This window comes from Pedobacter zeae (assembly GCF_014196715.1).
Taxonomy (GTDB): Bacteria; Bacteroidota; Bacteroidia; order Sphingobacteriales; family Sphingobacteriaceae; genus Pedobacter; species Pedobacter zeae.
In genome coordinates this window covers 1239070-1252292 of the sequence record NZ_JACIEF010000002.1, presented here as the reverse complement: position 1 = coordinate 1252292, position 13223 = coordinate 1239070, and the positions used below count along the sequence as shown (strand labels likewise).

The following is a 13223-nucleotide window of genomic DNA, read 5'->3' as shown; positions in this document are numbered from 1 at the left end:
TTATTTTTAAAAAACCCCCAAACCCCCAAACCCCCAACCCCCCAAACCCAAACCCAAACCCCAAACCTTAAACCCTAAACCTTAAACCTTAAACCTTAAACCCCAAACCCTCAGATGAAACTCCATACCATAAACACAGGCCTTTTTAAACTCGATGGCGGCGCCATGTTTGGCGTAGTACCCAAAGCAATCTGGCAAAAAACCAACCCGGCCGATGCCAACAACCTCTGTACCTGGGCCATGCGCTGTTTACTGATCGAAGAGGGCAATCAACTGATTTTGGTAGATACCGGGATCGGCAACAAACAGGATGAAAAGTTTTTCAGCCATTATTACCTGCATGGTGATGATAGCCTCGAAAAATCGCTGGCGCAATTGGGATTCGGTACCGCCGATATTACCGATGTTTTTTTAACACACCTCCATTTCGATCATGTGGGCGGTGCCGTCATCAGGGATGGCGATCAGCTGAAACCGGCTTTTAGCCGTGCCACCTATTGGAGCAACGAAAAGCATTGGCAATGGGCCATAACACCCAATGCCCGTGAAAAGGCTTCTTTTTTAAAGGAAAATATTTTACCCCTGCAGGAAAGCGGTCAGCTTAAATTTGTTGCCGAGCAGGAAAATATAACCTGGCAAAAAGACATCAGCATCAGTTTTGCTTATGGCCATACCGATGCCATGATGCTGCCTAAAATGAGCTATAAAGGCAAAACCATCGTTTATATGGCCGATCTTTTACCTTCTGTTGGTCACCTGCCCCTGCCCTATGTAATGGCTTACGACATGTTCCCGTTAAAAACACTAAACGAAAAACAGGCCTTTTTAGAAGAAGCCGTTAACAACAATTATATATTATACCTGGAGCACGACCCTGTTAACGAGTGCTGTACCCTACAACGCACAGAAAAAGGCATACGCGTGGCAGAAACCTTTAAACTCAGCGAAATCTAACCGGATCATCACCTTAACCCCCTACTTTCCATAAGGTACTACTCAAATTTATTTTGAATTTTATTTGTATTTAATCTAAATAATCACAATTTTTGTAGCCAATGGAAAAAGCTTGTATCGATATCAACCAATTGGTTAACGTATTCTCAAACCACCAGGGCTCTGTTTATCAATCAGATAAATTAAATTGCTTTTACGTAGATTTTGGAGGTAAGTTTGCCCGTTTCAACTGCTTGTCCCTTCAAAAATTGAAAAAGGTAGTAGAAGATATTGATATCGACGCATTGCTGTTAAATACCCAAAAAGCCAATTTCGAACTTGTTACCTTTAATGGCTGCGAACACATTTATCTTTTAAACGTTTTAGAAATTATAGCCTTAAAAGATTTATTGCAAGGTACCTTCACCATGTTCAAACTTAACCACCTGATCAACGACTGCCTGTATAGATTGGTTTACTAGTATTGGTTCATTGGTTCATTGGTCATTGGTTCATTAGTCATTGGTTCATTGGTAACTGCAAATTGATTATTGGTCATTAGTTCATTAGTCATTTGTTCATTAGTCATTTGTTCATCGGTGCAGCAAATTAGTTAACTGCAATTCTTCACAGCCGTCCTCCTGAACTTGATTCAGGATCTGAAACGAGTGATTTAACAAGGAATGTAGCGGTATAGAGAAATCTTTCTCCATATACTTCCCATTACAAAAGATCCTTCATTGCATTCAGGATGACAGATTATTGGAAAGAGATAGTTAGGTACTAAAAACTGCTAACACCCAGCTGAAAACCAACCACCATCCTGCTGATCCTCAGCCACTATCCGTTTCGCGTTATACTAACCTTACCAGCGTGCTCCTATCTTATTTAAACTGATTACAAATAACTAATTATCAGCAATTTAGACTAATTTCATATTGCAAATAAATTAGTAAGCCGAACAAATTCGCTTTACATTTGTATTGTTATTAAAGCACAGAATTATGAAAGACTTAATGCGTATCCAATGCTTAATATCTCAGGATATTGAAACATTGTTAAATCAACAGATCAAAAAAGAGGCACACTCTTCATCACTATATTTATCTATGTCGTCCTGGTGCGATCAAAATGGTTTCGACTATTCGGCAGATTACTTCTTAAAACAATCTGAAGAAGAAAGGGTTCACCAGCTTAAATTGTTCAAGTATGTATTAGACATGGGCGGAAATGCCATCTCTCCGGAAGTAAGCGGAATCAAAACAGACTTCGCCAGTTTCAGGGAAGTTTTCGAAGATGCTTTGGAAGCAGAAATCGCGATCACCCAGAGCTTCAAAAACATTGCCGCTAAATGCCATAAAGAGCAGGATTTTGTAACCATGGAATTCTTAAACTGGTTCCTGAAAGAGCAGCGCGAAGAAGAATACAAAGCACGCAGGGCTTTAGAATTGTTCGAAGTGATTGGCGAAGAAGGTACCGGAAGATGGGAAATCGACAAACACGTCAACAAAATCAATTATTCAGAAGAATAAACAACAACAAAACATATATTGGAAAGCTATCCTGAAAAGGGTAGCTTTTTTTGCTTAAAGCATTGAAATAAAATCCACACACGCGCAAAGATGACGGCATCCCTAAATCTTAATTCAATCATCTTTTAATCTGCGCCACTTATCTTTTTTAAATCTGCGGGAAAAACTTTAATGCAAATCCTTTGTTTCCCGCTGATCAGGTAGAAAAGGACCGCAGATCCAAAAGGAATTTATTAAATCATCAATTGGAAAATCGTAAAGCATATAACACAGGTCGCGGCAGGTGCGAAAATGACGACCGTTTTAACCTCCAAGTATATTCCCTTCGCTGTATTTCAGTCGAAATAACGATACTGCTTACCCTTCCAGCTTCACTTCATCTGATCATTATCGTATAATGCGGACAACACTCTAAAAAAGAAAAGCCCCAGTTGTTCTGGAGCTTTCTTGGTTTGGTTGTTTGGTTTATGTTGATTATGAATAAGTCTTAAGAGTTTTATAAAAAAAGCGCTGTCACAGCGCTTTTTTTAAACCAAATATATAATAATAATTAACGAGCATTACAAAAGTACGAACTTTATTAATATTTGCAAGTATTTTTATTAAAAAATTAAATATTTTAATAAAAATTTTAAAAAACACCTACATTTAACCGCAAACAACACCATAAAACATTAAAAATCAGCATAAATATTAATTTTATACACAAAAAACACAATTATTTGCTTATAAAAACATATTTTAAGGAAATATTTAAGTCAAATGATAGAAGATTTTATTAAAAGCTACTCAAATCATCCTAAAACTTACGACGAAATGTTTTTAAACGGTGATCGTTACCGCGATCATTATACTAACTTTATTAACAATTTCTCTAAAGAATCGCTCGAAAACCTAAACAAAAAGGAAGAACTAGCCAAAAAACTGTTCATGAGTCAGGGAATTACCTTTACCGTATACGATAGTGGCGAAGGAATCGAAAAAATCTTCCCTTTTGATATTATTCCGCGCATTCTTACCTCCTCTGAATGGAGTTTTATAGAAAAAGGAATCAAACAACGCTTAAAAGCGCTCAATCTTTTCTTAAAAGATGTGTACAGCAATCAATTTATCTTAAAAGATAAAATTGTTCCCATCAATGTTATTTATTCCTGCCCGCATTTCTTAAGAGAGATGCATAATGTAAATGTGCTGCACGATATTTACATCCACATTGCCGGGATAGACCTGATCCGGGATCACGACGGTACATTTTACGTACTGGAAGATAACCTCCGCACGCCATCCGGCGTGAGTTACATGCTCGAGAACAGGGAAATTACCAAAAGGTTATTCCCGGATCTTATCCCCCAGTGCGGCGTAAGAAGCGTAACCGAATATCCGGCTATCCTGTATAAAAATTTAATGGCACTTTCGCCACGGGCAGTATCCAATCCCACCATTGTGTTGTTAAGCCCGGGCATGTATAATTCTGCGTATTATGAACATACTACATTGGCACGCTTAATGGGGGTAGAACTGGTAGAAGGGCGCGACCTGGTGGTAAAAAACCAAAAGGTATTTATGAAAACCACTACAGGTCTGCAGCAGGTTGATGTGATCTACCGCCGTGTAGACGACGACTATCTCGATCCTTTGGTATTTAATCCCAACAGTGTACTGGGTGTTGCCGGCCTGATGGGCGCCTACCGTAAAGGCAATGTAGCCATTATTAACGCCGTAGGCAATGGCGTAGCCGACGACAAAGCGGTTTATACCTATGTACCGGATATGATCAGGTATTACCTGAATGAAGAACCGATATTAAAAAACGTACCCACCTACCAGCTCAGCAATAAAGATGAGCTTGATTATGTTTTTGCAAACATTAACACCATGGTGATCAAAAAAACCAATGGAAGTGGCGGTTATGGCATGCTGATGGGACACGCATCAAGCGAACAGGAAACAGAAGAATATAAAATTGAAGTACTGAAAGACCCGCGCAATTTTATTGCCCAACCCACCATCAGCCTGTCGTCGGCGCCCTGCTTTATCAACGGAAAACTGGCCCCACGCCGGATCGACCTCCGTCCTTTCGCTTTAAACGGCCCCGATGGCATTTCAATTGTTCCGGGCGGCTTAACCAGGGTAGCTTTAAAAGAAGGCTCGCTGGTGGTAAACAGCTCGCAGGGTGGCGGCAGTAAAGATACATGGGTTTTAACTTCTTAGAATACAGAACAATATGTTAAGTAGAGTTGCATCAAGCTTATATTGGTTAAGCAGGTACGTTGAGCGCAGCGACGGTATGCTGCGCATGTTAAAAATAAATTACGCTTCCTCGCAGGATACCATCCAGGAATTTACCTGGAAACCGGTGATCAGGATTTTCTCCTCGGATGATGAAAATGAACTGCTGAATATCCAGCACGACAGCCGTGCGGTAATCGAATACCTGCTGTTGAACCGCGAAAATCCAAATTCGATTTTAAACATCGTTACCCTGGCCCGCGAAAATGCAAGGAGTGTACAGGAACACATCCCCAAAGATTTATGGCAATGCCTGAACGAGTATTACCATACCGTTAAAGATGAAAAACTGTTATGGTACGTACAAAAAGACGATCCCATTACCGCACTTGATATTTTAATCAAACAGGTGATGCTCTATAACGGAACGGCCGACAGTGTAATGGAACGTGGCGAAAGCAGGAGTTTTATGAATATTGGAAAACACCTGGAGCGGAGCATACAATCGGTCGATATCCTCGATATTAAATTCAGTTCCATCAGCGGCAACCCTGATTTATTGACCGATATCTCCTACTGGAAGCACCTGCTGCTATCGTTAGGGGGCTACGAACTGTACCTCAAAACCTACCGGCAGGGCTTTGATGCCAAAAACATTATCGAACTGGCCATGCTCAATAACGATTTCCCACGGTCGGCACTGTATGCCATGAGCAATATCGAACGGTATTTTAACCGTTTAAAGAGCGAAAGCAATATCGGTCATTATAATAACCTGTCGTTTAAAATCGGCCGATTAAAAAGCATGATTACCTATAGTTCTGTTAACACCATGGACGAAGGACAGTTGCACCATTACCTGACGGAAATTAAAACCGAACTCTTTGGTATCGGAAACCTTTTGAATGAATATTATTTCGCAAATTCATAAATAGTTTTTTAACCACAGCTCAACATGATTCACACCGGTAAATTTCCTTTTTTCATTTTTCATCCATGTTTATCCTTTATACCGGTGGTCACCCATAAATAACAAAACCCCTATGCCAATTTTTAAAATCAAACATATTACCAATTACAAATACGAATCGCCCGTTCGGGATAGTGCGAATCAGATTATTTTATTTCCGATTAAAGATGATTTCCAGAAAGTAATTAAACACGACCTGAATATTTCGGGAAGTCCGGAAATTGAAATTTTTATCGACTATTACGGTAACGAGGTGGGTACTTTCACCCAAAACGAACCCCATACCCAGCTTAAAATCTTCTCGAAAGTAAGTGTAGAGACTTTTGCAAAGCCATTGCCACAGGACGATATGTTCAGCAGCGAGCAATGGAACAGCCTGGATGCACTTAAATATGAAGTGCCCTATATCGATTATTTACGGCAGGAAAGTTTTGAGGGCATTCACCTGCTGAAGGCAACTGCCCTGGAGATGAAGGAGACGGATGATACGCCCTACCAAACCGCCATCAAATATTGCGCTTATGTGTTTAACAATTTCGAATATATTAAAGGCGTAACGGCTGTCGATACCACCATTGAAGAGATTTTGAAGCTCAAGGCTGGTGTTTGCCAGGATTTTGCACACATCCTCACGGCAATGTTGCGCTTAACCGGAATTCCGGCGCGGTACGTGAGTGGTTACATCTGCCCCAACAGAGATGGCATGCGCGGCGAAGGCGCTACCCACGCCTGGGCAGAAGCTTACCTGCCCGCATACGGCTGGCTGGGTTTAGACCCCACCAATAATTGCATCGTAAATGAAAACCATGTGCGATTGGCAGTAGGCCGTAATTTTGCAGACTGCTCGCCCGTAAAAGGCGTATACAAAGGTGGGTTTGAGCACATTATGGAAGTAAATGTTTCGGTTGGTTATAACGATGAAGATCTGAATGATAACGAAACTTATTTCCAGCCAAAGGAAGTGAATTACAGCAAAGCCACCGGAACAATCACCACCGCAAGAACCAAAAACAGCTATCAGCAGTATATGGAAGCGATGCAGCAACAACAACAGCAGCAACAGTAGGCAGTTTTCAGTTGGCAGTTACCAATGAGCTAATGACCAATGAACTAATGACCAATGACCAATGAACCAATGACCAATGACCAATGAACCAATGAACCAATGACCAATGACCAATGACCAATGAACCAATGACCAATGAACCAATGAACTAATGACCAATGAACCAATGAACTAATGACCAATGAACCAATTTACAGTTGGCAATTGACAGTTTAAACCAAGCTTATGCAAAAAACTGTACACTGATACCTGCAAACTGTTAACTGATACGAGTTTTTTTTCTAAATTTGCGCCTTTTACAAATAACAATATGATTAAGAGACAGCAAATTAAAGATTTATTAAAGTCGACAGCATTTGACACAGAAGTAACGGTTATGGGATGGGTAAGAACTTTCCGTAATAATCAGTTTATTGCCTTAAATGACGGATCTTGCATGAGCAATATCCAGGTTGTGATCGATTTTAATAATCTGCCTGATGAGCTGTTAAAAAGAATCACCACGGGTGCCGCAATCGCTGTCACCGGCAAACTGGTCGAATCGTTAGGTAAAGGCCAAAGCGTTGAGATCAAAGCCACCAGTGTAGAAATTTTAGGCGATAGCGATCCGGAGAAATTCCCTTTGCAACCTAAAAAACACAGCCTGGAGTTTTTACGCGAAATTGCACACCTGCGTTTCCGTACCAATACTTTTAACGCTGTTTTTAAGGTTCGCCATGCCCTGGCTTTCGCCATCCACCAGTTTTACAACGAACGTGGTTTTGTATACATGCATACGCCCGTAATTACGGCCAGCGATGCTGAAGGTGCAGGCGAAATGTTTAAGGTAACCACTTTAGATTTCGACAACCCGCCACGCACTGACGAAGGTAAGGTTGATTTCTCGCAGGATTTCTTTGCCCGCGCGACCAACTTAACCGTATCGGGCCAATTAGAGGGCGAATTGGCCGCCATGGCTTTTGGTAAGATATATACTTTCGGACCTACCTTCAGGGCCGAGAACTCAAATACCACCCGCCATTTGGCCGAGTTCTGGATGATTGAGCCTGAGTTTGCTTTTGCCGACCTGGAAGACAACATGCAGCTTGCAGAAGACATGATGAAGTATGTCATTAAATATGCTTTAGACCACTGCAAAGAGGAACTGGAATTTTTAAATAACCGCCTGGCCGAAGAAGATAAACAAAAGCCACAAAACGAGCGCAGCGAACTGAGTTTATTGGAAAAACTGGATTTCTGCCTGGCCAACGATTTTGAGCGTTTAACCTATACAGAGGCCATCAGGATATTAAAATCTTCTAAACCTAACCAGAAAAAACAGTTTAAATACCTGATTGATGAGTGGGGAGCAGATTTACAAAGCGAGCACGAACGTTACCTGGTAGAAAAACACTTTAAAAAACCGGTAATTTTAACGGATTACCCTGCAGATATTAAATCGTTCTACATGCGCCAGAACGAACCGGATGCCGAAGGCAGGCAAACTGTTGCCGCTATGGACATCCTGTTCCCGGGTATTGGCGAAATGATCGGCGGATCGCAGCGCGAAGAGCGTTTAGACCGCTTAATCCAACGCATGGAAGCGTTAAACATCCCGCAGGAGGAATTGTGGTGGTATTTAGATACCCGCCGCTTTGGTACTGCACCGCACGCAGGTTTCGGTTTAGGTTTTGAACGTTTGGTACTGTTCGTCACCGGCATGACCAACATCCGTGATGTAATTGCGTTCCCAAGGTTCCCTAAAAACGCGGAGTTTTAAGATAGGTTTAGGGCTAAGCGCCAGGCGATCAGCGTAAAGCGGTTAGGACCAGGCGAACAGCGTTTGGCGATAAAAGAACAAGCCCCATCAATAAAAAAGCGGTCAGGTTTTAAAAAGCTGACCGCTTTGTTGGTTATGAAGCTTTCTGCCCTACAGGTTTGCCAGCGCTTCCATGGCCTTTTTTTCTTTAGCCGAAAGGTTTTTTAAAATACCGGATGCCTGCTGAACATATTTAAAATCACTGGTCAGGCTTACTTTCTCGAATAATTGTGAAACCCCTGTCCAAAGCGAGGCAATTTCTGCAAAAGCTTCATCACCTGCTTTCAATTCCTCAAGTTTGAGCAATTCGTAGCTTTCTTTCAAAAAATCACGATACAAATTCCTGAATAAAGCGCCACCCGTTCCGGCTTTTTCCATCATCATGGCCGATTGCCCGAATTCGCCAGCGATATTTTTGCTCACCTGAAACCATTTGAAAATCTCGCTGCTTGCCTTTAAAATTCCTTTATAGGTAATATTGGTGATGGGCGGATTTAAATACGTTTTTGCATTATTTTTAATTGCCTTTAACGTTGCAGCTTTCAGGTCGCTTTCTTTCTCCTGGCGTTTTATGGTATAATACAGGTTTTTAGAAGCCATAGGGCCTTTCTCAGCCCTTGCCAATGCCAGGCTATCCAGTGAGGTTTTAACCAATCCGCCTTGCTGCCGTGTGTCTACTAAAAAGGCATCGTGGTTATCGTAGCCATAAATGGCTGCATAATGCCCGGCAAAGTGAAAAGGCTTTGAAAAGTATTCCAGGTGATAACAATCTAATTTCAGCCCCACCACCTGCCCTTTATCCAGCAGCTGCTTTACCCCATCCCAGGCCTTTTGCTTGGAAGAAGTTTCTTTAGCCCTTAATTCGAGGTTTAAATTTCTGGTAATATTTTGCGTTAAAAGGTCTGTTTTTATTCTCCCTCCCATAAAGGGGAAGTCCATGCCTTTCATATTCCAATAGATAAAGCTCAACCCTTCTCCAAGACCAAAAAGCATGGGCTCTGAAAGTTCAATACCAAGCTGGCGCAGCAAAGTTCCTGTTGCCGTGGTTTCACAGTGTTGTCCGTCAAAAGGCTTTAAATGCTCAATTTTCATTTTAACTGATTAATCAAAACAATATATTATTTTTTTATCTGCCCGATGCCCAAACTCGATGGTAAATGATTGAAAATCACAAATCGTACCATTTTGAGGATTAATCAAAAAAGATTGTCCTTTGAATACGCTATCATTGACAGATACTAAAGAGGCTCGTCATTGCGAGGAGGAACGACGAAGCAATCTTACCACCATGGGTTACAGCGACCGCATTAAGATTGTTTCATCCAATAAAAAATTAGCTTCGTAATGACGATTCCTCATCTTTCATCATCCTTATAATGCCATCCGAAACACGAAGCATTTACATGGAAACACTTCATAGCCAGCCAATTGAATCATTAGTATTTCATTCCGTACGGGCATTTGCTGATTAATCCGTTAATACCCCTTCATTACTGGCCGCCTAAACCTGATTGACGCGGAAAGCCCGGAGCGAGGAACGAGTGAAGACTTGTAGCAAAAAGCAGGACTACCCAAACCCAGGCACCACTGCCCCTGCTTTTCAAAAAACTAATCAGTTGCCATATGCCAGACTTCCGAAGTTCTACCTACGCTTAGCCTCTTTTTAAACTTCGTCAGTTATCCCCGGCTGTTATCGCCCATCATCATGCATGGTATCTCCATACGGATTGGCATGCGCATAATCAACTGCCGAAACCTTATAATCGGTAGGTGCAAAACTTTGCGAAGTACTTAAGGCCATACCCAGTTCGTAACGGGTTGGATAAGGCGTTTGCAGCAAGCTACCTGCCGGGATATACGGAAAGGTCTCCAAATAACTCTGCATTACACTCGGGCTTACACGCCTGTTGATATACGCCCTGCTGAGCTGGTGCGGCTCCCTTAATCCGGCAGCGCCCAGTAATTCTACCGCACTGGCCACGGTAAGGTTGTGAAAGTTTTTAACCCTTACCGTTTTATCCTCTACCACCAAACCTTTCATTAAACTCGGATCTTGCGTGGCCACGCCCGTTGGGCAGGTATTACTGTTACACTCCAGTGCCTGGATACAACCCAGGGCAAACATCATTCCGCGGGCGGCATTACACATATCAGCGCCCAATGCTATATTTTTAACCAGGTCAAATCCGGTAGCTACTTTACCCGAAGCAATAATTTTGATGTGTTTCTTCAGGTCGAAACCATTTAACACATCGTACACAAAGGCCACCCCTTCGCGCAGCGGCATCCCTACCGAGTTGGAAAATTCCTGTGGTGCAGCACCGGTTCCGCCCTCGCCCCCGTCAACGGTAATAAAATCGGGGTAAATCTTTGTTTCTACCATTGCCTTGCAAATGGCATAAAACTCGCTTTTACGGCCGATACACAGCTTAAATCCAACAGGTTTACCACCCGATAGCTCGCGCAGTTTTTTCACAAATTCGAGCAAACCAATGGGCGTGCTGAAAGCCGAATGTGCCGGCGGCGACAGTACATCTTTTCCTTCGGGCACTAAACGGATGCGCGCCACCTCGGGCGTTACCTTTTTAGCGGGTAACATCCCACCATGGCCAGGCTTAGCCCCCTGCGAAAGCTTAATCTCGATCATCTTAACCTGATCGGCCTGGGCACGCTCGGCATAAGCATCGTAATTAAAGGTACCATCGGCATTGCGACAGCCAAAATAACCGGTACCGATCTGCCAGATTAAATCGCCACCCGGCTGCCTGTGATAATCGCTGATCCCCCCCTCGCCGGTATTGTGCGCAAAATTACCCAGTTTGGCCCCTCCGTTTAAGGCCAGGATGGCATTCTGGCTTAAGGAACCAAAACTCATGGCCGAAATATTGTAAATACTGGCCGAATAAGGCTTTTTACAATCTGGTCCGCCAACCAGCACCCGCGGATCTAAATTCAGCTCGTGGTGCGAAATAGCGGCAATACTGTGGCTTAACCACTCGTAACCATTTTCGTACACGTTTAACTGCGTGCCGAAGGGAATGGTATCATTATCGGTTTTAGCGCGCTGGTAAATGAGCGAGCGGTTTAAGCGGTTATAGGGCGTTCCGTTGGTATCGCTCTCTACAAAATACTGGTAAACTTTCGGCCGCAACTCTTCCATAAAATAACGTAAGCGACCAAAAACCGGGTAGTTACGTACAATGCTGTGTTTGGGCTGGTACAAATCGTAAATCCCAAGCAGCACAAAAGGGCCGGTGAAAATAAATGTCCACCATAAAAACGGGTGGTAAAGCCCCAGCATAATGGTAAGGGCAACTAAAAATGCGGCGATGGCGACGAAAGCTTTTCTCATAAAATCAGATTAGCGGATGTTTTGTTGTTACAAAGATAAAGATTAGGATTATTAAACAACTGACACCATTAAATTGTTATTTTTACGTTATGCTTATTAAGATTTATCCTGAAAACCCCAACGAAAAAGCCATCGAACAGGTAGCAGAGGTGCTGAAAAAAGGCGGCCTCATTATTTATCCAACCGATACGATTTATGGTTTGGGCTGCGATATTACCAACCAGAAAGCCATTGAAAAAATTTGCCGTATCCGTGGCATAAAACCCGAGAAGGCTAATTTTTCGTTTATCTGCCACGATCTGAAACACATTTCCGACTACATTAAACCGATTGACAATACCACTTTCAGGGTGCTTAAAAAAGCCTTACCGGGTCCGTTTACCTTTATTTTTAACGCCAACAACAATGTACCTAAATTACTGAGTTCGAACAAAAAAACGGTAGGTATCCGTGTACCCGACAATAATATCGCCCGCTGCATTGTTAAAGAACTGGGCAACCCGATCCTCTCTACTTCGATAAAAGACGATGATGATGTGATCGAATATTCTACTGATCCGGAACTGATCCACGAAAAATACGAAGACCTGGTCGACCTGATCATCGATGGAGGTTATGGAGATAACGAGGCTTCTACGGTGATTGATTGTACCCAGGGCGAGTTCGAAGTGATCAGGGAAGGTAAGGGAAACATTGAAGAATACCTGTAGCAATTTTTGGCAATTTTCTGAATATACTGCCATATCAGTTAAATTGTATTTTTTTAAGGAAGTGAGCGCTCCGGTGAGCTGTGGCGGCCTCCTGTCCTGCTTTACACTACAAGTCCTCCCTCGTTCCTCGGTCCGGTCTTTCCGTTTCAATCAGGCTTAGTAACAAGCGCTGCTACTTTCAATCACAAACCTATAACATAAGACCTGCGTGATCCCTTGGCAACTAAATAAGGGCGAGTTCGAAGTGGTCAGGGAAGGTAAGGGAAGCATTGAAGAATACCTGTAGCAATTTTTAGCAATTTCCTGAATACACTGCCATATCAGTTAAATTGTATTTTTTTAAGGAAGTGAACGATCCGGTGAGCTGTGGCGGCCTCCTGTCCTGCTTTACACTACAAGTCCTCCCTCGTTCCTCGGTCCGGTCTTTCCGTTTCAATCAGGCTTAGTAACAAGCGCTGCTACTTCCAATCGCAAACCTATAAGATAAGACTGGCGTGATCCCTTTGAAAACCAAATAATAACAGTGCAAGTGATAAAGGGCCTCCATATCTTCATTCCCGACCGCAGCGGAGCGTTCTTTTTAGCGGAGCGCAAAAGATTTCTCCCTGCCGGAGGCAGGCGGGCGTTCCGGTA

General features: G+C 42.6%; 10 protein-coding genes. 8 read left to right on the top strand and 2 right to left on the bottom strand.

Annotated features, from left to right (window positions below; genetic code table 11):
- Window positions 1–114: 114 nt before the first annotated feature.
- The 7 genes from GGQ60_RS11990 (at window position 115) to asnS (ending at window position 8489) form a co-directional block, all read left to right on the top strand.
- Window positions 115–954, top strand: a complete 840-nt coding sequence (locus GGQ60_RS11990; protein ID WP_183764172.1) for an MBL fold metallo-hydrolase — start codon at window positions 115–117, stop codon at window positions 952–954.
- A 101-nt stretch (window positions 955–1055) separates the two neighbouring features.
- Entirely contained in the window at window positions 1056–1415 is a 360-nt protein-coding gene (locus GGQ60_RS11985) for a hypothetical protein (protein ID WP_183764169.1), read from the top strand.
- 522 nt (window positions 1416–1937) lie between these two features.
- A complete protein-coding gene (locus GGQ60_RS11980; protein ID WP_183764166.1) occupies window positions 1938–2465 on the top strand; it encodes a ferritin in 528 nt (175 codons plus the stop codon).
- Between the two features lie 762 nt (window positions 2466–3227).
- On the top strand, window positions 3228–4676 hold the full coding sequence (locus GGQ60_RS11975) for a circularly permuted type 2 ATP-grasp protein (RefSeq protein ID WP_183764163.1): 1449 nt from the start codon (window positions 3228–3230) through the stop codon (window positions 4674–4676).
- A 13-nt stretch (window positions 4677–4689) separates the two neighbouring features.
- Window positions 4690–5625 carry an alpha-E domain-containing protein gene (locus GGQ60_RS11970; RefSeq protein ID WP_183764160.1) on the top strand — a complete coding sequence of 312 codons (936 nt, stop codon included), beginning with the start codon at window positions 4690–4692 and terminating at the stop codon, window positions 5623–5625.
- Window positions 5626–5737: 112 nt separating this feature from the next.
- A complete protein-coding gene (locus tag GGQ60_RS11965) occupies window positions 5738–6730 on the top strand; it encodes a transglutaminase family protein (RefSeq protein WP_183764157.1) in 993 nt (330 codons plus the stop codon).
- A 310-nt stretch (window positions 6731–7040) separates the two neighbouring features.
- On the top strand, window positions 7041–8489 hold the full coding sequence (gene asnS / locus GGQ60_RS11960; RefSeq protein ID WP_183764154.1) for an asparagine--tRNA ligase: 1449 nt from the start codon (window positions 7041–7043) through the stop codon (window positions 8487–8489).
- A 150-nt stretch (window positions 8490–8639) separates the two neighbouring features.
- On the opposite strand, the gene GGQ60_RS11955 is transcribed toward asnS, so the two are convergent.
- Window positions 8640–9620: a BtrH N-terminal domain-containing protein gene (locus tag GGQ60_RS11955; RefSeq protein ID WP_183764151.1), complete on the bottom strand. Its 981-nt coding sequence runs from the start codon at window positions 9618–9620 to the stop codon at window positions 8640–8642.
- A gap of 598 nt (window positions 9621–10218) precedes the next feature.
- Window positions 10219–11880: an FMN-binding glutamate synthase family protein gene (locus GGQ60_RS11950; RefSeq protein WP_183764148.1), complete on the bottom strand. Its 1662-nt coding sequence runs from the start codon at window positions 11878–11880 to the stop codon at window positions 10219–10221.
- A gap of 89 nt (window positions 11881–11969) precedes the next feature.
- Here GGQ60_RS11950 and GGQ60_RS11945 point away from each other — a divergent pair, with 89 nt between their 5' ends.
- The gene (locus GGQ60_RS11945; RefSeq protein WP_183764145.1) at window positions 11970–12590 is read left to right on the top strand and encodes an L-threonylcarbamoyladenylate synthase; all 621 of its coding nucleotides are present in this window, start codon (window positions 11970–11972) and stop codon (window positions 12588–12590) included.
- Window positions 12591–13223: the final 633 nt, after the last annotated feature.